The 26,940-nt window shown below is 39.6% G+C and carries 21 protein-coding genes; 4 read left to right on the top strand and 17 right to left on the bottom strand.

What is annotated here, in order from left to right; all coding sequences use genetic code 11:
- Window positions 1-12: 12 nt before the first annotated feature.
- The 6 genes from ACZ5XR_RS16370 to ACZ5XR_RS16395 form a co-directional block, all read right to left on the bottom strand.
- Window positions 13-1,626, bottom strand: coding sequence for a PucR family transcriptional regulator (locus tag ACZ5XR_RS16370; protein WP_464497365.1), 1,614 nt, complete (start codon window positions 1,624-1,626; stop codon window positions 13-15).
- A gap of 72 nt (window positions 1,627-1,698) precedes the next feature.
- The gene (locus ACZ5XR_RS16375) at window positions 1,699-1,932 is read right to left on the bottom strand and encodes a hypothetical protein (RefSeq protein ID WP_464497367.1); all 234 of its coding nucleotides are present in this window, start codon (window positions 1,930-1,932) and stop codon (window positions 1,699-1,701) included.
- A 22-nt stretch (window positions 1,933-1,954) separates the two neighbouring features.
- Window positions 1,955-2,167: a hypothetical protein gene (locus tag ACZ5XR_RS16380; RefSeq protein ID WP_464497368.1), complete on the bottom strand. Its 213-nt coding sequence runs from the start codon at window positions 2,165-2,167 to the stop codon at window positions 1,955-1,957.
- An 86-nt stretch (window positions 2,168-2,253) separates the two neighbouring features.
- Window positions 2,254-3,669 carry a dihydropyrimidinase gene (gene hydA, locus ACZ5XR_RS16385; RefSeq protein ID WP_464497370.1) on the bottom strand — a complete coding sequence of 472 codons (1,416 nt, stop codon included), beginning with the start codon at window positions 3,667-3,669 and terminating at the stop codon, window positions 2,254-2,256.
- An 18-nt stretch (window positions 3,670-3,687) separates the two neighbouring features.
- On the bottom strand, window positions 3,688-4,974 hold the full coding sequence (gene preA, locus ACZ5XR_RS16390) for an NAD-dependent dihydropyrimidine dehydrogenase subunit PreA (protein WP_464497371.1): 1,287 nt from the start codon (window positions 4,972-4,974) through the stop codon (window positions 3,688-3,690).
- 59 nt (window positions 4,975-5,033) lie between these two features.
- Window positions 5,034-6,386 (bottom strand): NAD(P)-dependent oxidoreductase, encoded by a 1,353-nt coding sequence (locus tag ACZ5XR_RS16395; RefSeq protein WP_464502346.1) that lies wholly within the window; start codon window positions 6,384-6,386, stop codon window positions 5,034-5,036.
- A gap of 693 nt (window positions 6,387-7,079) precedes the next feature.
- Between ACZ5XR_RS16395 and ACZ5XR_RS16400 the strand changes: the two genes are divergently transcribed.
- On the top strand, window positions 7,080-7,379 hold the full coding sequence (locus ACZ5XR_RS16400) for a hypothetical protein (protein ID WP_464497372.1): 300 nt from the start codon (window positions 7,080-7,082) through the stop codon (window positions 7,377-7,379).
- 56 nt (window positions 7,380-7,435) lie between these two features.
- On the opposite strand, the gene ACZ5XR_RS16405 is transcribed toward ACZ5XR_RS16400, so the two are convergent.
- On the bottom strand, window positions 7,436-8,962 hold the full coding sequence (locus ACZ5XR_RS16405) for a DHA2 family efflux MFS transporter permease subunit (RefSeq protein ID WP_464497373.1): 1,527 nt from the start codon (window positions 8,960-8,962) through the stop codon (window positions 7,436-7,438).
- A 166-nt stretch (window positions 8,963-9,128) separates the two neighbouring features.
- Between ACZ5XR_RS16405 and ACZ5XR_RS16410 the strand changes: the two genes are divergently transcribed.
- Window positions 9,129-10,070 (top strand): TetR/AcrR family transcriptional regulator, encoded by a 942-nt coding sequence (locus ACZ5XR_RS16410; RefSeq protein ID WP_464497374.1) that lies wholly within the window; start codon window positions 9,129-9,131, stop codon window positions 10,068-10,070.
- A 51-nt stretch (window positions 10,071-10,121) separates the two neighbouring features.
- On the opposite strand, the gene ACZ5XR_RS16415 is transcribed toward ACZ5XR_RS16410, so the two are convergent.
- From ACZ5XR_RS16415 to ACZ5XR_RS16425, 3 genes are all read right to left on the bottom strand, one after another.
- Window positions 10,122-10,622: a hypothetical protein gene (locus tag ACZ5XR_RS16415; RefSeq protein ID WP_464497376.1), complete on the bottom strand. Its 501-nt coding sequence runs from the start codon at window positions 10,620-10,622 to the stop codon at window positions 10,122-10,124.
- Window positions 10,623-10,666: 44 nt separating this feature from the next.
- Window positions 10,667-14,569: a fibronectin type III domain-containing protein gene (locus ACZ5XR_RS16420; protein ID WP_464497377.1), complete on the bottom strand. Its 3,903-nt coding sequence runs from the start codon at window positions 14,567-14,569 to the stop codon at window positions 10,667-10,669.
- A 277-nt stretch (window positions 14,570-14,846) separates the two neighbouring features.
- On the bottom strand, window positions 14,847-15,938 hold the full coding sequence (locus ACZ5XR_RS16425) for a CotH kinase family protein (RefSeq protein WP_464497378.1): 1,092 nt from the start codon (window positions 15,936-15,938) through the stop codon (window positions 14,847-14,849).
- Window positions 15,939-16,142: 204 nt separating this feature from the next.
- Here ACZ5XR_RS16425 and ACZ5XR_RS16430 point away from each other — a divergent pair, with 204 nt between their 5' ends.
- Window positions 16,143-16,463, top strand: a complete 321-nt coding sequence (locus ACZ5XR_RS16430; protein WP_464497379.1) for a CotG/ExsB N-terminal domain-containing protein — start codon at window positions 16,143-16,145, stop codon at window positions 16,461-16,463.
- 118 nt (window positions 16,464-16,581) lie between these two features.
- On the opposite strand, the gene ACZ5XR_RS16435 is transcribed toward ACZ5XR_RS16430, so the two are convergent.
- The 5 genes from ACZ5XR_RS16435 to ACZ5XR_RS16455 form a co-directional block, all read right to left on the bottom strand.
- Window positions 16,582-16,728: a hypothetical protein gene (locus ACZ5XR_RS16435; RefSeq protein WP_464497380.1), complete on the bottom strand. Its 147-nt coding sequence runs from the start codon at window positions 16,726-16,728 to the stop codon at window positions 16,582-16,584.
- Between the two features lie 131 nt (window positions 16,729-16,859).
- On the bottom strand, window positions 16,860-18,152 hold the full coding sequence (locus ACZ5XR_RS16440; protein WP_464497381.1) for a Glu/Leu/Phe/Val family dehydrogenase: 1,293 nt from the start codon (window positions 18,150-18,152) through the stop codon (window positions 16,860-16,862).
- A 32-nt stretch (window positions 18,153-18,184) separates the two neighbouring features.
- On the bottom strand, window positions 18,185-19,099 hold the full coding sequence (locus tag ACZ5XR_RS16445; RefSeq protein ID WP_464497382.1) for a proline dehydrogenase family protein: 915 nt from the start codon (window positions 19,097-19,099) through the stop codon (window positions 18,185-18,187).
- A gap of 71 nt (window positions 19,100-19,170) precedes the next feature.
- On the bottom strand, window positions 19,171-20,739 hold the full coding sequence (gene pruA / locus ACZ5XR_RS16450; RefSeq protein ID WP_464497383.1) for an L-glutamate gamma-semialdehyde dehydrogenase: 1,569 nt from the start codon (window positions 20,737-20,739) through the stop codon (window positions 19,171-19,173).
- 329 nt (window positions 20,740-21,068) lie between these two features.
- Complete coding sequence (locus ACZ5XR_RS16455; protein WP_464497384.1) at window positions 21,069-22,454, bottom strand: amino acid permease; 1,386 nt, start codon at window positions 22,452-22,454, stop codon at window positions 21,069-21,071.
- 352 nt (window positions 22,455-22,806) lie between these two features.
- Between ACZ5XR_RS16455 and ACZ5XR_RS16460 the strand changes: the two genes are divergently transcribed.
- Window positions 22,807-24,531 (top strand): sigma-54 interaction domain-containing protein, encoded by a 1,725-nt coding sequence (locus ACZ5XR_RS16460; protein ID WP_464497385.1) that lies wholly within the window; start codon window positions 22,807-22,809, stop codon window positions 24,529-24,531.
- Window positions 24,532-24,788: 257 nt separating this feature from the next.
- Here the strand turns inward: ACZ5XR_RS16460 and ACZ5XR_RS16465 are convergent, their stop codons facing one another.
- A complete protein-coding gene (locus ACZ5XR_RS16465) occupies window positions 24,789-25,274 on the bottom strand; it encodes a PaaI family thioesterase (protein WP_464497386.1) in 486 nt (161 codons plus the stop codon).
- A gap of 183 nt (window positions 25,275-25,457) precedes the next feature.
- Window positions 25,458-26,843, bottom strand: a complete 1,386-nt coding sequence (locus tag ACZ5XR_RS16470) for an amino acid permease (protein ID WP_464497387.1) — start codon at window positions 26,841-26,843, stop codon at window positions 25,458-25,460.
- Window positions 26,844-26,940: the final 97 nt, after the last annotated feature.

Consider the following 26,940-nt stretch of genomic DNA (forward strand, 5'->3'; position numbering starts at 1 on the left):
CGCCAATTTTTTTTAACGTGCCTTTAAGTCCTGAATTGCCTGGGAAGGTGACAAATAATCATTAGCCAGGATCATGAACTCAATGGCTACCCGTTTTTCATGGTCCATAAAGTCAGCTCCCAATAGGTTTTCAAGTTTTTGGAGCCGGTGATATAACGTCTGTCTGACAATAAAAAGCCGGTTGGAGGTTTCCTGCTTTGAACCATTACACTCCAAATAAACCTTTAATGTCTCGAGCAGCTTTCCATTGTATTTTTGGTCATATTGTAAAACCGGATGTAAATATTCCCTTACAAGATCCTGCAAATCTATATGTCTATTAATTTGCGAAATTAGTCGATATAAATGCAAATCCTCATAAAAATAATAAATTTCCTTTTTTGTTAAATTATGCTGAATCCGAACGGTTTCCTTTGCTGTAGTATAACTTTTATGGATATCATTTAATAATTCAATGAATTTTCCTGCACCGATAAAAACTTTGGTAGAATTATGCTTTTTGATAAATTCTGAATCATTGATCGTATCAATCGCTTTTTTGATCCGTTCTTTCAGATTTTTCTTTGGGCGGTTGTTTAATAAAATGAAAATCAGTTCATTTCTTTTTTCAACAGAGAACAAAGCAAAGCCATTTTGTTCTAACACAGAGCGGAACAGCAATTTTAAATAGGTGACATCCTGGCTAAATTTTTCCTTTAAGGACGACACCTTGGCGATGAGAACAACCGCATCATTTGTTTTTGGTTTGATCCCATTTTCCACCAGGTATTCACTAATGCTATCGAGCGATTGCTCACCATCGAGCCAGCCTTGAAGCCACTCAAATTCTTCCACACGCTTTTTTTCTTCGACATATAATTCCCTTAATAAATGCTGCGCGAGGGCTGTTGCCGTACGATCCAAAATTAATAAATCAAATTCGCTAATTGGAATTTCCTTTGAATAAATAATCAGTTCAGCATATTCCTGGCCGAATAGATTGATCGGAGAAAAGGCGAAATGATGGCTTGATTCTTTTTTGGCTTTATCCATTTGAGAAATGAGTGTTCGCTGCGCCTCTTGATTCATTTCAGGGACAAATTCATACTCCAGATTTTTCAAGCGAAAAATGATTTGAACATCTAATGTCGCGAAAATAAATTGGAGGATATCCTCGTAAGACTCAATGGTTAACAGCTGTTTATTTAAGCTTTGTGAATAGTTCTCCAAGTCGGAAATCATCTGATATTGCTGATTGATCATGATGGAATGAATATCCTGTGTAATTTCAACGAACGGAACCACTTTTGGGAAGACGATGATTGGAAATTGATGTTGATTGGCAATTTCAATCGCAATTGCTGGAATATCGGTTATATAGGTCCCAAGCTCAAGACATAAGCCAGCCGCTTGATTGTCAATAAGCTGCTGAATCATAGAGACAAATAAATTCTCCTCTCTCCATGCCACACCTGTTGAAAGAATCAATTCCTGTCCACTCAATAAATTCTGAACACTGGTTACTTCCAGAACATGAACCCACTTCACCATACGCTGCAGACCTTCAATTCCAGCTACCACCATTGCATCTTTAAAGTGCTTTCGCCGTAATATATAAGATACTTTTAATTGCAAATTTTCTTTCATCGTATTGTCCTCTTTTATGTAATTTAAGAAAGAAAGGGATTGGCAAAAAACCAAACCCTTTCTTCTTCTCTTTTAATGAATGATTGGGAAGTATATACGAATTTCTTCTAGCATTTCCTCAAATTCTTCCTTGTTTAAAAAATCATCGGATCTCCAATTTCCCAAAATCCATGCAATTAATTCCTTGGGTGAATTGAAAACCTCACCACTTGAATCTGATTTACGAATTGTATAGCGTCCGTTATCTTCATCTATGGTCACCACGCAAGGATAGGCATTATCTTTTGTTCTCAGTAAGAATTCCATACCTTCCCCCCAATAATCATCTCTATCTATTATTCTGTTGAATAAACAAGCTGGCAAAATACTTTCTGGCGTTGGCATTACCGACTAATAGTGTTTCCTGTTTATTCTCTACAGGATGAATGAAATTTACTGAAGAGCCATTTAAATGCTCACTTATACTATTAATTCGATAACCCTTTTGAATAAGAAAATCAATCTGATCCCGTTCAGCTAAAAATTGTTGATGTTCAGACATCTTACCCCCCCTATCAAAAATAGATGGCAATAGGCAAGCAGCTCTATACCTATTTAATTCGATAAAATCATAAGGATTCCTTTATGTTAATTAATGGATAATGTCTCACTTTGGTTAATGGGTGTGTTATATTTGGCTCTCTTTAAAAATTGACCCGAACCAGGTTTTCCGACAAATTGTTTATCGCGAACAACAAATTCACCGCGTACTAATGTTGAAACAGGTTCACCGGTTACTTTCATCCCTTCAAAGGCATTGTAGTCAACAGCCATATGATGGGTTTCAGCAGAAATGACTCTCTCAACGTTTGGATCGAAAATAACGATATCGGCATCAGCTCCAACAGCAATCGTACCTTTTTTCGGGAATAGGCCGAATAATTTAGCTGCCCTTGTTGAAGTAAGTTCAACAAACTGATTCAAGCTAATGCGGCCTTTCTTGACACCTTCTGAGAATAAGATTGAAAAACGATCTTCGATGATTGGTCCACCGTTAGGAATTTTTGAAAAGTCGCCTTTGCCTAAATCTTTTTGCCCATTAAAGTCGAACGAACATTGGTCTGATCCTAATGTTTGCAGGTCGCCATTTTTCAAGGCATTCCACAATACTTCTTGATTCCACTTTTCTCTTAATGGCGGTGACCAAACATATTTGGCGCCTTCAAAATTAGGCTTTTCCATATAGCTTTGATCAAGAACTAAATATTGCGGACAGGTTTCACCCCATACATCAAAACCTTTTCGGCGCGCTTCGGCGATTTGCTCAACGGCATCAGCACAGGTAACATGAACGACATACAATTGAGAGTTTGCCAGGCCGGTAAGCTTCGCTGCCCGTCCAGTCGCCTCTCCCTCTAATTCCTGCGGTCTTGTTAACGCATGGTAAATTGGGTCTGTTTTACCTTCCGCCAATGCTTTTTTCGTTAGATAATCAATGACATCGCCGTTTTCAGCATGTACCATCACCAGCGCTCCATGCTCTTTTGCAAAGGTAAGAGTACGGAATAAGGTTTCGTCATCGGCTTGAAGTACATTTTTGTAAGCCATAAATACTTTAAAAGAGGAAATCCCTTCTTCGTTAATGACTTGTGGCAACTGACCTAATACATTGTCATTGATTTCGCCAATCATTAAGTGGAAGCCATAATCGATAACGGATTTATTATCGGCTTTACCATGCCAGGTTTGAATGGCATTTTTTAAAGGTACTCCTTTTTCTGTTAAACAAAAATCGATAACCGATGTCGTTCCACCAAAAGCGGCAGCGATTGACCCTGTTTCAAAATCATCCTTCGTTACAGTACCGCCAAAAGGCATGTCGAAGTGAGTATGCGGGTCAATCCCTCCAGGGAATACATAGCAGCCCTTCGCATCGATGACCTCTGCGCCTAGAGTAGATAGATTCGATCCTATTTGTGCTACTTTTCCATCCTCAATTAGAATTTCCGCTTGAAAAATATCAGAAGCTGTTACCACAGTTCCATTTTTAATAAGTTTCTTCATATCTATCATCCTCCTAAATTATTTCGTCACATCGACTTTACATTCTGCGGCAGCACCTAATGCGGCCTGGCGTTCATTCCAGGTCATTGGTGGAAGCCCATTTTTGACCTCAATCATGTCAATCGCGCCATCAACCGGGCAGACAATTGAGCACAAGTTACAGCCAACGCAATCTTCTTCACGTACTTTAAGATAACTTTTACCATTTGCATCAGTCAGCATATCAATACATTGGTGTGAGGTATCCTCACAAGCGATATGACACTTATTACAATTGATGCAAACATCGGGATTAATTTTTGCGACAATATTATAGTTTAGATCCAAGTTGCCCCAATCTGAGTACCTCGGAACAGATTTTCCGATAATTTCGTTAACAGATGAAATACCTTTTGAATCTAAATAATTGCTTAATCCTTCAATCATGTCTTCCACAATGCGGAAGCCGTGGTGCATCGCGGCTGTACAGACTTGGACACCTGTTGCACCCATTAGTAAAAATTCCACCGTATCCTGCCAATTGGAAATTCCGCCTATTCCAGAAATCGGAACATTGATTCTGGAATTTCTTGCACATTCTGCGACCATATTTAAGGCAATCGGCTTAACTGCCGGACCGCAATAGCCGCCGTGGGCACCCTTACCAGCAACATGCGGGATCGTATTCCAGGAGTCTAGATCCACTCCAGCTAAGCTATTGATTGTGTTAATCATACTGATAGCATCTGCTCCTCCTTGGACAGCTGCTTCAGCCGTTACGGTTATATCCGTAATATTGGGCGTTAATTTTACGATAACTGGTGTTTTCGCTACTTCTTTTACCCAATAAGTCTGACGTTCTACAAGGGCTGGTACCTGCCCTGAAGCTGCGCCCATTCCCCTCTCAGCCATTCCATGTGGACAGCCAAAGTTTAACTCCAAGCCATCAACGCCAACATCTTCTACTCGTTTGACAATTTCATGCCATTTTTCCTGTTTAGGCTCGACCATTAACGATGCAATGATCGCATGGTTTGGAAACCGTTTTTTCGTTTCATAAATTTCCTTTAAATTAACATCTAAAGGTCTGTCGGTAATCAACTCGATATTATTGAACCCGGCAACTCGCTGACCGTTAAAGCTTACTGCTGCAAACCTGGAGGAAACATTTAATATCGGATCACCCAATGTTTTCCACACTGCCCCACCCCAACCAGCTTCAAAGGCGCGCTGCACCTGATATCCTGAATTCGTTGGCGGTGCAGAGGCAAGCCAAAACGGATTTGGTGACTTAATCCCTGCAAGATTAATTCGTAAATCTGCCATCCTTTTATCCCCCTTCAATGTTAAATATGAAGATTCTATCATTCTAGTATAGGTACTGTTTAGACAATTCCTATGGCAGCAAATTGATTATGAATGGCGTAAGCCACGTCTTTTCCTTGCTGGGCAGCCGTTACCACCATGGCATCTCCTTTTCCCTTGCCAAACACAACATCGCCGCATGCAAAAATGTTGGGATTAGAAGTTTGGAAGGTATCTTTCTCCACTTGGACCACGCCGCCTTTATGATCGAGGCCAAACGATTCAATTAATTCAATGTATCTAGTCTGACCGATGGCTTTCACAACTGCATCAACCGGGATCATATATTCTGAGCCTTTAATCGCCACCGGGCTGCGGCGCCCGTCTTTTTCCGGCTCACCCAGCTCCATTTTAATACACTCAATCCCTGATACTTTGCCAAATTCATCACCGATGATTCGTTTTGGAGCCGTCAACCAACGGAATTCAACACCGTCTTGTTTAGCAAATTCATATTCGAAGTCATAGGCGGTCATTTCTTCTTCGGTTCTGCGATAAAGGATTTTGACATTTTCGGCACCTAATCGAACGGAGCAAGTTGCACCGTCAATCGCAGTGTTTCCAGCACCAATAACCACGACCCGCTTGCCAATAAGATCTGAAGATAACAACCCGCTCTTCGTTGCTTTTACAAATTCAATGGCGTCAAAGACACCCTCTAAGTTTTCCCCTTCAACACCTAAGTTTGGAACATGAGCCATTCCTGTTGCCAGAACAATTTTATCGAAATTCTCCTGCAAATATTCTGGCGAAATATCTCTTCCAACCCTAGTGTTTGTCCGGATATTAACGTTAAGTTTTTCAACCTGTTCCACTTCCCAGAATGAAATAGATTGAGGCAGACGGAATGAAACAATACCATATGTATTTAATCCGCCTGCCTTTTCGGCAGCTTCAAATATTGTTACATCGAACCCTAATCGTGCCAGTTCTCTTGCTGCAGATAACCCGGCAGGTCCACCGCCGATGACGGCAACGGTCTTTCCGTTAGATTCCCCTGGTTGGAAAAGAGTTTGTTCGTTTTGTATGGCCCAGTCGGTAGCATATCTTTGCAGGTTTCCAATCATGATTGGTTTAGTAGAGTGATTCAAGACACATGCACCCTCGCAAAGCTCTTCAGTAGGGCAAACCCTTGAGCAGCTTGCTCCAACTGGATTCGAGGACATAATGGTTTTTGCTGATCCAAGCAAATTCCCTGAGGCTATTTTTTTAATAAATGTAGGAATATCAATACCTGTCGGACAGGCCTTAATACAAGGGGCATCATAACAGTATAGGCATCGATTGGATTCTTCTACCGCTTCACGGTTGGTTAATGCGGGTTCTACCTCTTGAAAGTTTTTTTCAAGATCAGTAAAGGAAATACGCTGCATTTTTTTATTTTCCAAAGAGAAAGCCTCCTTTTTTCCTGTTTTAGTCTTAAGATTCCAGAATTCATAATAAAATGAAAATGAAAGCGCTTTAAAAATTATCGGAAAAAATTAATTCGATTACCTTCCTCCTTTACACTTTCTTATGTAATCTTTAGTTAACAGAATATTCTGCACTATATTTTAATTTTACAGGCAGTAAAACTAGTTTTCATTATACAACCTGTAAAATGGTGCACCATATTAACTTTCCGTTATGTAAAATAAACGTCCAACAACTTGTGCAATTATTATGAATACTCTATCAATTTATCACAAATAATTCAAATATTTTGTAAAATAAACTCGAATTTAAATTTTTATTATTAGATTAGAAAAATATAATAAAATAGCTAGTTTTTCTGAATTTACCTACTTTTTCTCCTATAAAGCCGAATCAGTTATTATATCTGTTCATTATTAATCCCTTAAAAGGTTTCGACATTACCAAAAATATTGTCGAAAAAACAAATAAACTGCGACTCCTATTGGCGCAGTTTTGTTTAGAAGGATTAAATTATATGTTTTACGATATAAAACAAATAGACATTTTTGCATATAATAATAAGATTGTGGCAATTAAATTATTTTTCCTTGGACATACTTAAGATGTCATCGTTAGTAGCGATTAATAAATTATGACAAGGAGGAATGGATGTGACAAATGATAATCAATTTAGTCATTTCATAAATGAACTTTCCGTATTGACTAAAATGGAAAATGTTTTTAGCAACACATGCGGCTCATGGGAAAACTGTAATGAGGCAACGATTCAAGCGTTTTTATCCCAGTGCCTCGACTATAATATTGATCCCCAGTTTTGTATGAGCTGGGTCGAACAGCACCAATCTGATATTCCCAACTGGTCCGCGGTTTCGGGCGCCTCTCTTGGATGGGTTAATGAGCATACGTCAAGCGGTTCAGCCATTTCGATATCGGAACAGGATTTTAGTTGAAAATATTGAAATAAAAAAAAAGAGCATCGATAAAACCGATGCCCTTTCTTATGAAATTAGTTTTCCACTAATTTTTTTGCTACTTTTTTATTTTGAGATTTTACATCCTGAACGTCCTCTGCCTGTTTAGAACGTTTAATGAAGAACGCAAGCACGAGTGCCACACAGGCAATAGCACACGAAACCAAGAATGAATCATTAATCCCTTCTAGCATAGCCTTTAGTGGGATTTGTTTCATTTCTGCCATTGCCGCCGGTGTTGGATTTGCCGCAACATGTTTCTTTGCCGCTGCCAATAAATCTGCAGCGTGTGTTTTTGTCCTGTTGGACATAATCGTGACCAATAAAGCTGAACCGATTGCACCAGAAACCTGCTGCAATGTGCTGTTCATCGCGGTACCATGTGGATAAAAACGAGTCGGTAATTGGTTTAAGCCGTTTGTCATTACTGGCATCATAACCATTGACATCCCGAACATCCGCGCAGAATAAATCAAAATTAATTCCGTATAGGTCGTATCAAGTGTTAATTTGCTTAGAAAATATGTCGTAAGTGTTGTAATCGTTAAGCCAATGATCGCAAGGACACGACCGCCATATTTATCGAATAATTTACCAGTAATTGGTGACATAATTCCCATTAATAAAGACCCTGGCAATAAAAGTAATCCAGATTTAATCGGGGATATCCCGCGAATCGATTGTACATAGATTGGTAGTAGCAGCATTGCAGAGAACATTGCCATTGTAATCACGATAGAAATGGCTGATGATAAAGTAAACATTGGATATTTATAAATTCGGAAATTAAGCATTGGAACATCTAGTTTTAATTGGCGCCATATGAAAAGGATTAAAGAAATTACCCCTACGATAATTGTTATATAAACCTCTGGGCTATCCCAGCCCTTGTTACCAGCTGAACTAAATCCATAAAGGATTCCGCCAAATCCTATACTTGATAACACAAAGGATAACGCATCAAGTTTAATTTCAACATGTTCCTTTTTATCCTTCAGTAAGAAAATTCCAACTAATAGAATGGCTGCTGCGATTGGCGTTACAATATGGAAAAGCATTCTCCAATCATAATGTTCAACTAACCAGCCAGATAAAGTAGGTCCCACAGCTGGTGCAAAGATAAACACTAACCCAAATAACCCCATCGCCGCACCGCGTTTTTCAGGCGGGAAGCTTGTTAACATAACATTCATTAATAATGGCATCATGATAGCCGAGCCGGATGCCTGAATCATCCTTGCCACTAACAAAATCGAGAAATTAGGTGCAAAACCCGCAAGAATGGTCCCAACTAAAAATAAGCTGATCGCCGTTAAAAATAACCGGCGCACCGTATATCTTTGAATTAAAAACGCTGTTGCTGGAATCATGATTCCATTTATAAGCATATAACCTGTAGAAAGCCATTGTACCGTCGACGCTCCAATACTTAGGTCTTTCATAATAGATGGTAATGCGATATTAAGCAATGTCTCATTTAACATTGAAATAAAAGCGCCAATCATCAGGATGGCAAGAATCCCGTATGGAGGGCGATTTGTTTGATTCATCGATTGATCCATGTTAGTTCCCCCTTTAAACCTTTGGTTCAATTTTTTGTACTTATATTTCACATAGACATTATCATATACCAGCAGTTCAAATTATGCAACTGAAAAATAATCCTTTTTTACTAGGTTTGTTTTAACTAATAAAATAATGTACTATATATTTATACAGGGAGTACAAATGGAAATCAAGGTGATTTTATTGAAAGATCGGAAGCAGCATGTAATAGAAAAAGCGCATCAATTATTTATCGATAAGGGTTTTCAAGCTACGTCTATCCAGGATATTTTGGAATTCAGCGGTATTTCTAAAGGAACTTTTTATAACTATTTTTCTTCTAAAAATGAATTACTAATCGCCATTTTTAAAACCATCTTTAAGAAAATGGATATAGAACGGAACAAACTGCTGATTGGTCAGGACCCGGCTGATATTGAGATTTTTATCAAACAAATGGAATTGCAAATGAAGTCAAATAAGAAAAATAAGTTATTTGCTCTATTTGAGGAAGTATTTTTTTCGAATGATAAGGAAATGAAGGAATTTCTCAAACGTGGACAAATGATGATGCTCCGCTGGGTCTATCAAAGGTTCATCGATCTCTTTGGCGAAGCAAAAAAACCCTACTTATTAGATTGTGCCATCATGTTTATGGGAATGGTTCAATTAAATCTTCATTTTGATTTTTTAGCCAATGGCGAACATACAAAAATCCACCGTGTCGTTAAATTCAGTGTTAACCGAATCGTAAAAATAATTGACGAAGTTGCGGAATCGGGAGAGCAATTACTAAATCCAGAATTATTGGAAACGTGGTTTCCAAATTGTCAAAAGAGTGATCATTTATTTAAAGAAGAGCTGATCCATACCACAAACGAAATTAAGAAAACCATAAATAAAGAAGTACAAGTGCAAGAAGCTCAAGTGAAGTATTATGAATTGTTGGACTTTGTTCTGGATGAATTATTGCAATCGAGGGAACCGCGAAAGTTTATTATTGAGAGTGCTTTGCTAACCTTAACTACAGAATTAGATTTTATTAATAAGGTTGACCTCAGTCAGCTCAATGATTTGGTTACTTCTTTTTTTTCAGAGCCGGAAATCATAACACAAAAAACCTAGTCCTGAATCGGATTAGGTTTTTTGTGTTTTGCTTTCTTTTTAATTAATGGTTCATATATCCATGGCCTGATGGTCATTGACGTCAATGGCTTTAAGATTTAAATTATTCTTTAGCCGTTCGGTCTGACCTTGTTTTATCACATCTCCTTGTTTTTTGGAAATCATTCCCGAATTAACCGCTGATGTGACAGTTTGATTATCTAAATCAGTTAGTTTCTTTAAAAATTGTGCTTTGGTCAATCCCCTATCTTGTGCGATTTGAACCAATGTTTTTCCTTTTTTCATCTGATCGATGATGTTTATTGGCAACGTGCCCAGAACCTTTGCTGATTCAGTAATGACATTTATTTGGGTTAAACGGCTCCTGCGAATTGGAGTTACTGCTTTATGATTTTTCTTTACTGAATATCTTGCCATTCTTTCCGCAGGTGTAATTTTCATAGCTGATTGTTTTTTGGCTAATGCAATATTGTCATGCCATACCGCCACTACAGAGCATATCCCCACGAGCAAAGCGGCAAGCACTGACATATAAATAAGCCTTTTCCTCATTCTGTTGCCTCCTTTTCATTATTTATAAAGGTTTATGTGATCCTCTAAGGTGTACGGACATTAACGCCAGAAGACCATGGGGAAGAACCGCTTGGATTCAATGCTTGTACTCTGAAATAGTAGGTTACATTCCTGTTAAAACCGGATTTCGTAAAATAAGCTGATGTTACATTTGCCGACGAAACATTTTGTGTAAATCCACTATTGGTGGCATATTGAACATTGTATGAAGTAACTGTTCCAGATGGCTTCGACCAGAAAAGTGTAATCGTATCCGAGCCATTTACTCTTTGGGCGGTGATTTGCAAATTGGTAGGAGCACTAGGAATATTCGGTACGTTTACCTGCACAGTGCTCGAATAGCTGGATGAAGTTATTCCATTCATCGCTTTAACTTTATAAGAATACGCATTCCCTGCTGCAACGGTTAGGTCAGTAAAGCTGACATTGCCAGTACTATTTCGTGAACCCAGTGTTGCAATGACGGAATAGTTGCCTCCATTCATTGAACGTTCAACGACAAAACCCGTTTCATTATTTGCATTATCTCTCCAAGTCAAATTAACTGCTAGACCATCTTGTAAAGTTGCTTTTAAATTGTTTGGAGCATTCGGTGCTGGTGGTGGAGGTATGTTAACAATGGTAACAGCAGCCGAATTTGAATACGCCGATTCCAATGTACCATTTACAGCTTTGACTCGATACGTGTATGTGCCCGGTGCCACTGAGCTGTCTGTAAAACTTTGTATGCCTGTATTCTTTAACTGGCCCGGGGTTCCGATTACGGAAAAATCCACCCCATCTGAGGACCGTTCTACAACAAATCCTGTTTCGTTTGTTGCGTTATCAGTCCAGGTTAAACTTGCATTCTGACCAGACTGTACAGCTTTAAGATTAGTCGGTGCTAAAGGCAGACCAGCTGCTTCCACTGCATTTGAATCTGTATCACCTGTAGCATTGTACGCATTTACAATATAGCGATAGGTTGTATTTACATCTGCGGTATTATCGGTAAACGAAGTAACGTTAGCTAATGCCATACCAATTTGTGAGTATGAGCCAACGACTCCATTTGCCACCGGGGCACGCATTATTTTGAAACCAATCTCATTGCTCGGATCTCCAAGCGTGGTCATATACGCAACATTTGCCGGTGTGGCGTCTATCCAGTTTAGTGTAGAATTCCCCCCTGAAATCCTGGTAACACTAAGTGTTGATGCCTTTGGTTTCACCCGTGCAAAGTGGAAAATCATCGTGCGCATCATATCGTTTTCTTCATGCCCTAGAAGATGGCAATGCCATACATATTCCCAACCAAAATTTGTCATTTGGTTTGTGACGGTTACCGGATTCCCTGTTTTTGGATCCACGTTCATGAAACCTGTTGTTGAACCTTCTGGCATGGTTGGATCAAGGAGACGAATACTATCAGGCAAACCAAACGGCAATTTTGGCGCCACCGGTCGGAGAGCGACAATACAATCCTCTAAAGGATTCATTCGCACTGTATCCTTCCAGCCCTGTTCATTCGGATCAGGAAATCTTATCGACCCATCCCAGCCCACGCGGTTGACAATTTGCACGTCAAATAAGTGGAAGTGGATGGCATGGGTATCGACTCCGTTGTGGCTTATCTTCCAAATCTGCGTTCCATCGCCTGCAACAGGACTCATCGGTGTGATGGAATCTGTCAAATCTTCTGTAGCAGGATCGATATATCCCAGCATAATCGTGGTTTGATTCTGAAAATTGGTATTCGGCATTTCAACACCCAATGTGGCATCCATTCGGCCATAATTTTGTTCAAATTCTTCCGCAATGGCTTTTGGCTGCAAATCCATTTTTAATGGTGTCGTACTTCCATACGGTGTAAAGGTGGTCGATGTATCTTGAATATTCACCCATTTTTCCTTGTTTAAATTCGGAAAAATCACTGGATTTTGGTCGGCAGCAAATGCTTTTGGAATAGCCGTTTTTAAATTGTCCAACGTTGTTTGGGTAGTATCTGTTGCATTTGAAGCAGCAGCAGCTACCTTAATTTGCATAATCGTTCTTGTATTAGGACCATAACCAGGTATGGTTGTAGGTGCTCCGCCTGTATTTTCCCCTGTAGCAGATTGGTCCGGGTCCCCTGTGTAATAATCATAGCGCGGATCAAAAGCAGGAACCGGTGCAGGCGCATCATTATAAAGGATAAGTGTCTTCCCTGCGTATTTGCTAAAGTTGACCACTACGTCCGCCCGCTCAGCCGGTCCTAAAAGAAGGGTCTTGCTGGAAACGTTTAGAACGGTAATGCTTCTGCGGCCATATTCATAATCAATTGGCTGATTTTTAAGTTCCACAGCATTTGGCAGGAATCCACTTTCATTCCCGATTTGAATCATATTTGGTCCAACTGCTCCTGGATCAGGGACGCCCCCATCCCTTCCATCACTTGGCCATGTGGCAGGGTATCCAGTCCTCTTCACGGCATCAACCATTGGTACCTCATCAAAATCGGCATCTAGCAATTTGCCGGCCTGATCCCACATCGTTCCATCCTTATTTTCAAAGCTTGCTTTTGATTGATATAGCTGAAGATTCCACATCCGGTCATTCGATGCGTTTAGAATTCGGAAACGGTATGCTTTAGGATCGACGGTCAGTGTTGGATAAGCCGTGCCATTTATCACTGGTGTATCCATAAATGCTTCCGGAACGGCAGAAACCTTGGGAACACCCGGGTTCTTCAGCGGCTGTACATGGTTGGGGTCATTTGAATCGTATAAAGGATTATCAACCGGGTCATTTTTTAAGCTTGTGTTTGGCGGCCAGAACCATGGACCATAATCCCAGCGTCCCATTGGACTGGAACCTTCAAGGGTATAAGGATTCTGGTTTGGCATATAAACGTGTGGAAACCATAGATTTCCTTGTCCTCCCCATTTGGTTTTATCCCAGGTTGGGTCTGTTGCTGTTAATTGGTTATCGGTTGGCACAAACGTCTTATCTTGAACGATTAGTGGAATTTCATCTTTCGGAATAATTCCGGCGTTAATTAATCGCTTCTCTACATCATCACGAAGAAGATATCCTGCTGCCTCACCTGCATAGACATTCAAACGGGTAAGCCCGTAGGTGTGATCGTGATAAAACATCAAGCGGGCACTCTGTTGATTTGTGTAAAAGAAGGTCATTGACCCATCTCCAGGGTCAGGCATATCAGGAACGTTTTTCACACTAACACCCTTTGGATAAGGAGTATCTTCCCCGGCAGGAGTTATCCATTGATGCGGTGTTCCATCACTGATCCACGGCGTTAGACCTCCATGCAAATGAAGCGTTGCTCGATTTTGTGTATACATATGCTGCCTATCTGGTCCCATTCCGGTCCCCATAAGCGATGTATCAACAGGTAAAAACAAATCACCGTCTTTGCCTGTTCCCAATTTATTCGTAAATTTGACACGGACGGGGCGATTCTTTTGAGCAATAATCATAGGTCCAAGATAGCTTGGCTTACTTACGGTTTCATCTGTCGTATTGGTTTGCACATAACCTCTAAGTGTGGTGGGCGGCAAATCACTATGCATCTTTTCGGTGTATTGCACTAAAGAGATTTCATAGTAATCCGTTCCAGGATAGGTGGTCGTATCAGGGATTGCAACCGGCAAATATTGACCAAGGTTATTTTCGTTTGCTTTTCCCAATCCCGGCAGTCCGTCGACAAATTTTCGGATTCCTGTGTTCGCAACAATATTTCCTTTAGCATCAACCTCTGGCAGCTGGCTGTTGGCATAGTTTGGCGTGTTGTAATAATCCGGGGTACCATCAGGAGCCATCGCTGCTAATGCTGATGGAGCATTAGCACTGCTTGTAATTGGAATTACAGCAACTGCCAAAAGCCCCGCCATCACGCTCCCTTGAACTTTCCGTCCGACTCTTTTCAGTTTTTTGAAATTAATCATAAGACATCAGCATCTCTCCCTAATTTTTTTGTATTGAACCTTTGAATCAAGGATGGATGAATATGGTGCTTATGTAAAAAGATCCCCTACAATAATATTATAATATATTTCTTTTAAAGAACAATAAATTCTTTATAAAGTTTATTTTTTACGTATAATCAACGTTTCTAAGGTTTTAATAGTTTATATACGTTTAATTAATCGTATAAAATTAAAATAGTAAAATAATTTAAATACGAAAAAAACGTTCCCGATTTACCAGGAACGCTCCATGTATTTATTCAATTGTTGATAATTTCTTTGTTAAATAGTCTCTTCTTTCTATCATATACAATTTTATTACTTCCAACTCCCTATCGAATGTATCGATTACTTGATTTTTATAGGGATCAAGCAATACGTACGGCCGAATGGATTGAAGCAGCTTCTCTACTTTTGGAATCCAATACGTTATCGTAAATTGTTCATTCATAATGTTTTTTAGGAGGCTGTGGTAATACTTACGAAACCGATCCACATCCAAGAGCCTGGCAGTCAAGGTATTAAAACCTTCAATCGGTACGTAATTCGCCTCCATCCGTTTGCCATTCACATCCCTGCCCCAAGTAGCATCATAATCCCAAGGAATGATTTCAAAAAGGCTTGTATCCCCATTTCGATAAAGCGCATAATTATGGACGAACCCATCGTAATTCGCGGTAAAAATAACCCCCGCTACCCATCGTAAGTATTTTTCCACATGTACATATTTCCCGATTTCTTTTTCAAACTCTAATCTTTGAAACGTATTTATTTTAAAAATAAAATCTTGTAAATAAAAGTCATCTGAAGATGCTCCCCATTTCTTTAGATAGCCTAATGCCAAGGATTTTTTCGTATTTTTATCTAAATCACTCATGAGTGAAAAGTTGGCATCCCCATCTATCGCGTAAAATATTGCCCCGTTCGGTAATTTTCTTCTTATCAGAAAGTTTTCATCAACAGATTCGATTTCTAAATATACCCCTTCTGGTTTCCCATTAAGCGTTAAAAAAGCATGCCTTGATTGTGGAGCGAGCACACCGATTTCAGAAAAGAAATCAAAGCTCAGTTTATTGCGGATTAAGGAGGGATCTTTAAATTCAGCATTTAAGTGGACTTGTTTCGAGCCCCTGAATTGAACAGGTTTATAGTAAGTGATTTGATAGGATTTCTTAATAAAATCCCGGATATGCGAGCCGCGGTAACTAAGGTCAATCTCGAGTTTTTTCCCATCTACTGACAATCGCGCCGGGATCGGATCGTCAATCCAAATATCTCTTTTGAGTTCTCTTAGATCAATGGAGTTTATAAAAAGCTTGTATTGTGCTATTTTTTTACCCTCGTCCATTGTATATCACTCCCTCTAATAATCGTATGTGGGATATTAAACGCATGTCACCTATCATCAGGCAATTTCCCCGTCATTAGGCATTTGACCCATGCAAATTGGGGTATCCGTACGTAACTTAGTAAGAGAAGAGAGGGTTTTATGGAATAGACAGGTCTTTTCAGTTTTCGTACTCCCTTTTCTTGAATTAAAGGAGGTGCAAAAATGAGCGATTTTTCAGCAGAAGGAATCCAAAGCGCTGCGGAGGAAGTAAGAAGATCCGAATTCGGTGATTTCATGTTCCGTGATCCAGGTTTTGGAAATACTGCCCGCAGAAATACAACAAGAAACCAACACACATCGAGCAGTTCTAGCAGCAGTTCAAGTAGCAGTTCTAGCAGCAGTACTACTCGAAAAAATACAACAAGACATCACAATCCTTGCAGAAATCCTCGTAATTGGCATACAACTACAAGGGGCAACCAACAAATCAGTACCTGTTGTGATGATGGCAACATGTGGGAACTACGGATAAAACAAACCTAAAAGACAGGTGACAGGCACCATCGAAATGGTGCCTGTCACCTATTTTAATTTGTTTTAGGAGCTTCAAAGTAGACATCCACACGCTTATGCGGAACCTGCAATTCATAAGCTATGTAAATTAATTAAAATAATCATCATTAAAATAAATCACTTGAGTAAGAATTTTACAGCCTTGTGTTCTTTCAAAAGTGGCTTTTGCTTCTTTTTCATTTTCAAACTCAAACATTGTAATGTTGTTCTTGGAATGGACAGTGATGATCCACATGAAAAAAGTTCCTCCAATTTTAAAGAATTATTTTCATACTTTTTCTATAGATTGATAGATAAAAATTTGTTGTTTATCCTGCTTTAAAGGCAGCGAGACCCTCACCTTAAATAAGAAAATAAACTTTATACCTAGCCACGGAAACGTGAAGCCTCAGCTGGTTTTCTAATTCCAACCATATAAGCCGCTAAACGCATATCCACTTTATGGGCCAGTGATGTTTCATAAATCGCTTTAAAGGAATCGACCATGACTTTTTGTAGTTTTTCAGCCACTTCTTCTTCCGACCAATAATATCCTTGATTATTTTGAACCCATTCGAAATAAGAAACGATGACACCACCTCCACTAGCCAATATATCTGGCACAAGGAGGACTCCTCTTTCATCCAAAATTTTTGTTGCTTCAAGAGTTGTTGGCCCATTTGCTGCCTCTACTACAATCGAAGCCTTAATATGATGAGCATTTTGTGCTGTAATCTGGTTTGAGATAGCAGCCGGCACGAGAATATCACATTCTTTTACGAGTAATTCTTGATTCGTGATGACATTGGTAAATAAATTAGTGACAGTACCAAAACTATCGCGTCGATCAAGCAAATAATCAATATTCAGCCCTTCTGGATCATAAAGAGCCCCATTTGCATCCGAAATTCCAATCACTCTTGCTCCTGCATCATGCAAGAATTTTGCCAAAAAGCTTCCTGCATTCCCAAAGCCTTGGATTACAATACGTGCACCTTGTAAATCAATTCCCCTCTTCTTTGCCGCTTCTTCAATGCAAATTACCACGCCGCGTGCTGTTGCCGTTTCACGGCCTTCTGAGCCCCCTAAGACAATCGGTTTCCCTGTAATAAATCCGGGAGAATCAAACTCTCGAAGACGACTGTACTCATCCATCATCCAAGCCATAATTTGAGAGTTCGTGTACATATCCGGTGCCGGAATATCTTTTGTCGGTCCCACAATTTGGCTGACAGCACGAACATATCCACGACTTAATCTTTCCAATTCCCCAGAGGACATGTTTCTTGGATCACAAATAATACCGCCTTTTCCTCCACCGTAAGGAAGATTCGCTATTCCGCATTTTAGACTCATCCAAATCGATAGTGCTTTTACCTCTTCTTCCGTCACTTCAGGATGGAAACGTACGCCTCCTTTTGTAGGACCTACTGCATCGTTATGTTGGGAACGATAGCCGGTAAATACTTCAATGGAACCATCATCCATTCGGATTGGGATCCGTACCGTGAGGATTCTAACTGGTTCTTTTAATAACTCGTACATATCATTGTTATAGCCTAACTTCTGTACAGCTTCTTTTATAATGAGCTGAGTTGAATTCAATAAACCTAACGTTTCACATTGCTGATTGTCTGATTTTTGAGTTTGATCATTTTTGGAAAGAATCGTAACTCCCATTTTTTACACCCCTTAATAACAAGTTCTTTAGATTACCTAGAGAAGATTCCCCTAAGAGCAAACGCTACATTTTGTGGTCTTTCTGCCAACCGGCGCATAAAATATCCAAACCAATCATTCCCAAAAGGAACGTAAACGCGCATTTTGTACCCTTCCCTAACCAAACTCAGTTGCATATCTGTCCTAAATCCATACAGCATCTGAAATTCAAATTGGCTCCGTGGAATATTGTGTTTTTGGGCGAATTCTTTGACTTTAGCAATAATGTGATGATCATGGGAAGCAATTGCAGTATAGCTTCCGCTCAGCAAATGCCTTTCGATAATTCGCATATAATTTTTATCCACTTCTTCTTTCTCCTGAAACGCGACTTCAAGAGGTTCCTTGTAAGCACCTTTAACTAATCGAAGAGAGATCCCTTTTAAATCCTTTACATCCTGTTCAGAACGGTATAAGTAGGCTTGAATCACAGTTCCAACATTGTCATAAGTTTGACGCAATTCTCGCAGGATATCTAATGTCATTTGGCAATGTGCATGATCTTCCATATCGATGCGGACGAAATTATTGTTCTTCTTTGCTGTTTCAAGAATTCGGCGCATATTTTTCACACAAAAATCCCGGTCAATATCGAGCCCCAGCTGGGTCATTTTTACCGATAAACCACAGTTTACCCCGGCTCTGGCAATAGCTTGTAATGTTCTGACATTATATTCGGTTGCTTCGGTTGCTTCGCTTTCGCTAAAGACGAATTCACCTAAATGATCCAATGTACAAACCAAGCCTTTATTATTTAATTCTTGAACCTTTTTAATGGCGCTTTCAATCGTATCTCCCGCAACTACCTGAGAAGCTCCAAATCGAAGTCCCCACTTTTTTGCTGCTTTATTTAATCCCTTGCTTTGGGAGGCGTAAAGAAAAACATTTTTTGAAACTTCTGCCAACATAGATGATCCCTCCAAAGTGATTGATTCCTATTTTTATAATGGGCAGCTTTTGAAAAGCTGCCTATTTGTTCTTATAGTGATTCACTTGTTGTTTTTGCTTGCATGTGCAGGATCAGGTAATCAGGTCCTCCTGCTTTTGAGTCCGTGCCTGACATATTAAATCCGCCAAATGGCTGGTATCCAACAATTGCTCCCGTACAGCCGCGATTGAAATAAAGATTTCCTACATGGAATTCTCGTTTGGCCCGCTCGATGTGTTCAGGATTGTTTGTAATTAAAGCGCCGGTTAAGCCATAATCCGTATTGTTGGCAATTTCCATCATGTGGTCAAAATCATGTGCCTTGCAAACAGCAAGTACCGGTCCAAAGATTTCTTCCTGCATGAGACGTGCCTTTTCATCGACATCGGCAAAGATGGACGGTTGAATAAAGTACCCTTTGGAGTCGTCGCCTTCTCCGCCCGCCATCAATTTGCCTTCTTTTTTGCCAATTTCGATATATTTCATGATTTTATTGTAAGATGCCTGACTGATCACCGGTCCCATAAAGGTATTGGCATCTTCTGGGTTTCCAATGGTTAATGTTTTTGTTAAGGCAACTGCTTTTTCAAGCACTTCATCGTAAACATCCTGATGTACCACCGCACGGGAACCAGCGGAACATTTTTGTCCGGAAAATCCAAAAGCCGAGTAAACAATCGAAGAGGCCGCTAAATCCAAATCTACGTCTTTATCAATGACTACTGTATCTTTTCCACCCATTTCGGCAATCACACGCTTTAACCAAATTTGCCCCGGATGTACTTTTGCGGCCCGCTCATAGATTCGGCAGCCGACTTCACGGGAACCTGTAAAGGAGATGAAGCGGGTTTTCGGGTGATCCACAAGGTAATCACCAATTTCGGAACCTTCTCCCGGAACATAGTTCAACACCCCTGCAGGAAGTCCTGCTTCTTCCATGATTTCCACGAATTTTGCCGCGATTACCGGTGTATTGTCAGATGGTTTAAGTAGAACGGTGTTCCCTGCCACGGTGGCAGCGGTTACAGTTCCTGCCATAATCGCTAATGGAAAGTTAAACGGTGAAATTATAATACCAACACCTAGTGGGATGTAAGTAAACTTGTTAATTTCTCCGTCACGGCTGTTTACAGGCATACCGTCTTTTAATCGCATCATTTGACGGGCATAGTACTCAAGAAAGTCAATAGCTTCAGCTGTATCGGCATCCGCCTCTTTCCAAGGCTTTCCAGCCTCTTTGACAAGGTAGCTTGAGAATTCATGTTTGCGGCGACGAAGGATAGCGGCTGCCCTAAATAAAATGTTTGCCCGTTCTTCCGGATCATGCTGTTTCCACGTTTCAAATGCGGAAAGTGCTACTTGCATGGCTTTCTCAGCCAATTCTTTATCAGCTTTGGAAACAGTACCAATGACTTCTGTCTTATTACCAGGATTCACCGAGATCGTTTTTTTATCGGTTGTAATGCGTTCGCTTCCGATGATAAGCGGATACTCTTGACCTAACTGAGAGTTGACTAAATTTAAAGCGTTTTCAAATGCTTGTTTGTTTTCTTCGATTGTAAAATCTGTGAATGGTTCATGTTTGTAAGGCTTAATTGTATTCTTAGATTCAGTGATCATGCAATTCTCTCCCTTTTGAAAAATAATTTATTTTTTATAAAGTTGATAGAAAACAATTGTTTAAGAGTTTTTTCAAAAAAATTCAAATTCTGAAACACACGCCTGTTTTTGAATTATTCAATAATTTATAATTTTCAACACAACTGTATTATAAAACGCAATATACATTTTTGTACATATGTTTTTTAAATTTTGTTCAAATTTATTTTATTTTCAACAGTTTTGTTTTTTAGTATTAATAAATAGACAGTTTTGTTCAAAGGGTTTTTGTAAGATATACAAAAAAGCCAAGAATTCAAGGTGAATTCTTGGCTTTTTAAAACTATAGACTAAAGCGCTTGCTTGTCTGTTGCTAAATTAGTTGAGCGTTTATTTCTAAAGATAAAAAATGAACCGACCACACACACAGCAATCAGTGCGGTTAAAAAGAATTGTGAACGCAGGGAATCAATAAATGCTTGCATTATTAAAACTATGGTAATGACAAAAATGGTTGCGTACGTCAAATAAGGGAATAACCACATTTTTATTTTGAGTGCTTCAGGGTTTTCTTTTTCATATTTTCTTCTTAATCGCAGCTGGGAAAATGCAATTACTAGATAAACAAGCAACGCTACTCCTCCGGAAGCATCGACCAAAAAGAGAAAGATTTTATCAGGCGACAGGTAATTAAAAATTACACTAACAAAGGATACTACCGTACAGCCCAAGATCGCATAGAGCGGCACTCCCTTTTTGTTTACCTTTGAAAACACACGGGGAGCATCACCATTTTCTGCCATCGCAAACAACATGCGGGAGCTTGTATAAAGACCTGAGTTCAAGCAAGAAAGTACGGCTGTCAAAACAATAAAGTTCATGATTTCAGCAGCAGCCGGTATGTGTAAAACATTAAGAACAGAAACAAACGGATTTTTTAATAGAGTATGAGAATCCCATGGAAGAATCGTAACCAGAACTAAAATGGAGCCCAGATAAAAAATGATAATTCGATAAATAACACTGTTTGTCGCAACTGTAATGGCTTTTTCAGGATGTGATGTTTCCCCTGCTGCGATTGCTACAATTTCACTTCCCATAAACGAGAACATAACAAGAGCAATCCCTACAAATATCGAGCCGAATCCATGGGGCATAAATCCTCCTCTATGGAGAAGATTGGATGTCCCTGGCGAATGTACACCTGGTATCAGTCCGAATATAATAGCCCCTCCAAGAGCCAAAAATATGACAATACTTACAACCTTGATAAGTGAAAACCAATACTCAAACTCACCATATGATTTAACTGAATACAAGTTAGTCAGCGTTAATAACAAAGTGAGGGTGAGGCTGACAGACCAGGATGGCCAGGAAGGAAACCAGTATTGAATGATATTGGAACCCCCAATCGCTTCAACAGCAATGACGATTACCCAAAAAAACCAGTATAACCAGCCGATTGTATACCCAGCCCATGGTCCCAAGGCTTCTCGGGCATAGGTTGAGAAAGAACCACTGGTTGGATTAACGATGGACATTTCCCCCAGCATCCGCATAACCAAAACGACAAGCAGCCCTGCGAAGACATACGAAAAAATGGAAGCTGGTCCGGATGCATTAATGAGGGAGCCACTCCCTACAAATAAACCGGCACCGATGATTCCTCCCAGAGAAATCATGGTAATATGACGAATCTTTAAGTCTTTCTTTAACTCCGTTTGCTGGTGATTCATGGTCTACACTTCCTTTATAATATTTTTGGTATTAATGAAATAATAGTTTAGTAAACACGCATCTTGTAAGCGATTACATTATTTTGGCAAATCAACTCCTGCATTCATCCAGAAATAAGAGAGTGAATGTTTAAATTTTTCAAAATTTTATATATTAAAATTTTATACACAAAATGTTCACATCTGTCAATCAAATAAAACAATTTTGTTTAATTCTTTAGTAAAATATACAACTATACATATTTGTAAACATACGTTCACCTTATACAGGAATTTTATACACTCTAGATACTGATACCCAAATGTGATAAAATTGATAGAAATAATAATGTTTTATTAAGAAAGGATTAATATGGTTAAATCCGGACAAGTCAATATAGATGACTCTTTTATTTTGACAGCGCCTTCCACACCGTTAGCGGAACTGAAAAACATGCTCCTGCAATTCCATTATGTTGTCGTTTGCGCGGAGAAAACACACTATATCATTATGAATAGTGAATTAGATTTTTTTGCATCACACCCTGACTCTTATCCTATCGGTTCTTTTCTTGAAGAATTTCGCTGGATTCCCTCAACAGTCTTGACACTGTCAGAAATTGCTGAATCAGAAGCAGATTGGAGACGTCCGGTTCTGATAAAGAATGATGAAAAAAAGGACATTGTTGGCATTTTAACCGCCGGAGAATGGATTCGTTGCCTCCAAGCGAAACAAATAGAAGTAAGCGCTTACTTCCATACATTGTCGGAAACAGTAAACGATGCGGTAACGGCTGTCGATCGGGAAGGAAAGGTAATTTGTTGGAACGCTACAGCAGAGGAAACATACGGAATCACCCGCGGACAAATTCTCGGCCGGAAAATAGGGGAATATTTCCAGTCGGAGGCGCTTGTCTTACATCGTATCTTAAATGAGGGATTCCCTGTCCGACAAGCATACCATCGGCCTGACAATAATACTCACGTTTTAATAAATGCTTCTCCAATTATTCAAGATAATAAGATTATTGGAGGAGTTGCCACAGAGCAAGATATTACCCGAATTGTCCGGCTTAATGAAGAGCTGTATTCATCGCTTCCACAACAAGTCCATCAGGAAGAGCCCTTTTCCACCATCATCGGGGTGAATCCTGAGATCAAACAAGTCCTGCAAATGGCACAAAAAACCACTACAGCCGATATCCCTGTCCTGCTGACAGGTGAATCTGGTTCGGGAAAAGCGACGCTGGCACAGGCGATCCATTTTGGCGGTTCCAAAAAGAACGAACCTTTTTTATCCGTCAATTGCTTATCAGTTCCTTCAGGACTTTTAGAAGCAGAATTGTTTGGATATCATAGAAATTCTTTTACCGATGAGGGACAAGTAGGCCAAGCGGGCAAACTGGAACAAGCGGGCGGCGGTACATTGTTCATTAAAGATATAGATCGGATGCCTATTGACATCCAGGTAAAACTTTCGAATTATTTGGAGAGTCAGTCGTTCCATCGCCTCGGGGGAAATAAACCCATTAAAGCCCAAACCCGAATTATTGCCTCTGCATCACCCGGAATCGAAGAACTGGTACAAGAAGGGAATTTCCATAAAGATCTTTATTACCAATTGGCTGTGATAAAAATCGATATTCCTCCATTACGTGAACGACTGGAAGATATTGTTGAATTGGTGCAAAAATTCATGCAGGAATTTACGATTAAATACAAGAAGTCTATGCCGACGATCGATCCTGCAGTTATGACCGCTTTAATAAACTACCATTGGCCTGGAAACGTTCAGGAACTTCGAAATGTAGTAGAACGTTTGATCCTGCTTAACGATAGTGATATTACTACATTCGAACATCTTCCACGAGGGATCGTTACCTCCACCCAGTCTTTGAATATAAATGGTGTACCAAACCAGGAGGACCCATCATACAAAAAAGTAGAGGAATTAGCAAAAGAAGAATCTTTAATGATTGAAGATGTCTTACGTAAAACATATGGAAACAAAAGTGCAGCAGCCAAGTTACTCGGTATATCAAGAGGAACTCTATACAATAAAATTAAAGAATACGGACTAGATTCAAATAGTGAGTAACAACCCCCTCCCTATAAAGGTTCCGGTGTCCTATCGGATGGAAGGTTAGCAGGCTTGCGCTGTTTTAAGATTTGGAAGGCAAAAGGGAAAAATAAGCAAAGCAAACTGCACTCTTTTTGCTTTGCTTATTTTAGTTGGCGTATCTATAGCAAACTTTACTCTTTGTACGCTAAGCAAATTCAAATATAAAAAAGTCGAATTCCCTGTACGTTAAGGAACCGACTTTTTTAATTGACTTCTTCAAGTAAAGCTACCTATTAATCTTTTTTTAAAAATGTACTGGGCATGACAACTGCGACAACCTCTCCACTTGCACAAAGGACATCATTGGCGAACACTTCTGTCGTAACCTTCCACTTTTTCGGATGGATCTCCTGTACTGTTCCAACGGCTTTTAACGGCACTCCATGGGGAGTCGGCCTTAGGAAATTAACGTTTAAGGAAGCAGTGACAAAACGGGGCGGCTCAGCCCCTTCACCCGGTTCTTGACCATTTTTTCTATGTAATGCAAGTGAAGCGGAACCGGTTCCATGACAATCAATCAACGAGGCAATCATCCCCCCATAAACAAACCCCGGAAGCGCTAAATGCTCAGGTTTGGGTATAAAAATCGTAACAGTCTGTTCTCCTTGCCAGCCTGTGCGGAAATGATGCCCCTGTTCATTCAATCGACCACACCCATAGCACCAGGCAAAATCATCCGGGTATTCATCTTGAATCGCATGTACTATTTTTTCTTCCATTGTCTCTCCCCCTTTTTATAAAAAGTATAACATATTTAACCAAATTGGTATGTTTCAATAACCATTATCAACTCGTACGAATATCATCGAATTAAATTTTCTAATAAAAAAGTGCTAGGAGCATCCAATTAGTGGACTACTCCTGCACCTTTTCTCAAATTTCACAATATAGATTATTATTACTTAGCTTACTTTATCCTCTTTTACAGTGCCGTTTCCGTTTTTCTTACGCACAAAGTAATAGGAACCGACAACCAATACGGCAATAAGCATAGTCAAGTAGAATTGTGGACGCATGTCCGGGATGAAAGCCATGGCCACAAGAATCCCTAAAATACCAAGGATTGTTACATAAGTTAGATAAGGGAATAACCACATTTTTACTTTTAACAATTCCGGTTTTGTTCTTTCTACTTCTCTACGCATACGCAGATGTGAAACAGCAATAACTAAATAAACTAATAGTGCAATTCCGCCTGAGGCATTAATTAAAAATAAGAACACTTTATCTGGAGAAATGTAATCGAAAATAACTCCAATATAGGCAAACACAGTTCCAAAAAGGACCGCATTTACAGGAACACCTTTTTTGTTTAATTTGGAGAATGCTTTTGGAGCATCTCCTGATTTTGACATAGCAAACAGCATACGTGAGTTTGTGTATAGACCAGAATTTAAACAAGATAGAACAGCAGTTAGAACGATAAAATTCATAATTTGTGCTGCAGCTGGAATTCCAACATTTTGAAGCACGGCCACAAAAGGGCTTTTTAGTAGATTGGCTGAGTTCCATGGAAGCAAAGTTGCAACAATTGCGATGGAACCAATGTAAAAGATAAGGATTCGCCAAATTACACTATTAGTGGCAATTCGAATAGCTTTTCCCGGTTCTTTTGTTTCACCTGCAGCAATTGCAACAATCTCGGTACCCATAAAGGAGAAAATAACGACGGTAATGCCGAGAAGAATCGCACCAATTCCATGCGGCATAAATCCGCCTAGTCCTATGAGGTTATGAGTTCCAGGAGAATGAACACCAGGCATAATCCCTGAGATAACTGCTAGTCCAATGATCAGGAACAAAGTGATGGCTGCCACTTTGATAAAGGAAAACCAATATTCAAATTCTGCATAGGATTTAACTGAGTATACATTTGTAAGAGTTAATAAAATCGTTAGAACCAAGCTTAAAAGCCAGTTTGGGATATTAGGAAACCAAAATTGAATATTGGCTGCACCCGCCGTAGCTTCAATGGCTATTACGATTACCCAGAAGAACCAATATAACCAGCCAATTGTATACCCAGCCCAAGGCCCGATTGCTTCACGTGCATAGGTAGAGAACGAGCCGCTAGTCGGTTTAACAGTTGCCATTTCTCCTAACATTCTCATGACAAAAATAACCAGTAATCCTGCTAGCGCATAAGATACGATTGCTCCCGGTCCAGCTTGATGGATAACGGCACCGCTTCCCATAAATAGACCTGCACCAATAACTCCTCCAATCGAAATCATGGTAATATGACGGATTTTTAAATCTTTACTTAAATTCTCTTGGTTATGACTCAAAAAGACCCACCCCTTGTTTTGAACTATTTCTTTTAAAATAATTACTTGTTCGTTTCTCCACTCATTTTCACTGTATTAGAATAATAAAATTCCATCC

The organism is Neobacillus sp. Fa239, assembly GCF_055395235.1.

Excerpts from the sequence above, each read along its gene's own strand:
- ACZ5XR_RS16370 (WP_464497365.1), bottom strand. The coding sequence starts at position 1,626 with ATGAAAGAAAATTTGCAATTAAAAGTATCTTATATATTACGGCGAAAG.
- ACZ5XR_RS16375 (WP_464497367.1), bottom strand. The coding sequence starts at position 1,932 with ATGGAATTCTTACTGAGAACAAAAGATAATGCCTATCCTTGCGTGGTG.
- ACZ5XR_RS16380 (WP_464497368.1), bottom strand. The coding sequence starts at position 2,167 with ATGTCTGAACATCAACAATTTTTAGCTGAACGGGATCAGATTGATTTT.
- hydA (WP_464497370.1), bottom strand. The coding sequence starts at position 3,669 with ATGAAGAAACTTATTAAAAATGGAACTGTGGTAACAGCTTCTGATATT.
- preA (WP_464497371.1), bottom strand. The coding sequence starts at position 4,974 with ATGGCAGATTTACGAATTAATCTTGCAGGGATTAAGTCACCAAATCCG.
- ACZ5XR_RS16395 (WP_464502346.1), bottom strand. The coding sequence starts at position 6,386 with ATGCAGCGTATTTCCTTTACTGATCTTGAAAAAAACTTTCAAGAGGTA.
- ACZ5XR_RS16405 (WP_464497373.1), bottom strand. The coding sequence starts at position 8,962 with ATGGATCAATCGATGAATCAAACAAATCGCCCTCCATACGGGATTCTT.
- ACZ5XR_RS16410 (WP_464497374.1), top strand. The coding sequence starts at position 9,129 with ATGGAAATCAAGGTGATTTTATTGAAAGATCGGAAGCAGCATGTAATA.
- ACZ5XR_RS16415 (WP_464497376.1), bottom strand. The coding sequence starts at position 10,622 with ATGAGGAAAAGGCTTATTTATATGTCAGTGCTTGCCGCTTTGCTCGTG.
- ACZ5XR_RS16420 (WP_464497377.1), bottom strand. The coding sequence starts at position 14,569 with ATGATTAATTTCAAAAAACTGAAAAGAGTCGGACGGAAAGTTCAAGGG.
- ACZ5XR_RS16425 (WP_464497378.1), bottom strand. The coding sequence starts at position 15,938 with ATGGACGAGGGTAAAAAAATAGCACAATACAAGCTTTTTATAAACTCC.
- ACZ5XR_RS16430 (WP_464497379.1), top strand. The coding sequence starts at position 16,143 with ATGAGCGATTTTTCAGCAGAAGGAATCCAAAGCGCTGCGGAGGAAGTA.
- ACZ5XR_RS16435 (WP_464497380.1), bottom strand. The coding sequence starts at position 16,728 with ATGTGGATCATCACTGTCCATTCCAAGAACAACATTACAATGTTTGAG.
- ACZ5XR_RS16440 (WP_464497381.1), bottom strand. The coding sequence starts at position 18,152 with ATGGGAGTTACGATTCTTTCCAAAAATGATCAAACTCAAAAATCAGAC.
- ACZ5XR_RS16445 (WP_464497382.1), bottom strand. The coding sequence starts at position 19,099 with ATGTTGGCAGAAGTTTCAAAAAATGTTTTTCTTTACGCCTCCCAAAGC.
- pruA (WP_464497383.1), bottom strand. The coding sequence starts at position 20,739 with ATGATCACTGAATCTAAGAATACAATTAAGCCTTACAAACATGAACCA.
- ACZ5XR_RS16455 (WP_464497384.1), bottom strand. The coding sequence starts at position 22,454 with ATGAATCACCAGCAAACGGAGTTAAAGAAAGACTTAAAGATTCGTCAT.
- ACZ5XR_RS16460 (WP_464497385.1), top strand. The coding sequence starts at position 22,807 with ATGGTTAAATCCGGACAAGTCAATATAGATGACTCTTTTATTTTGACA.
- ACZ5XR_RS16465 (WP_464497386.1), bottom strand. The coding sequence starts at position 25,274 with ATGGAAGAAAAAATAGTACATGCGATTCAAGATGAATACCCGGATGAT.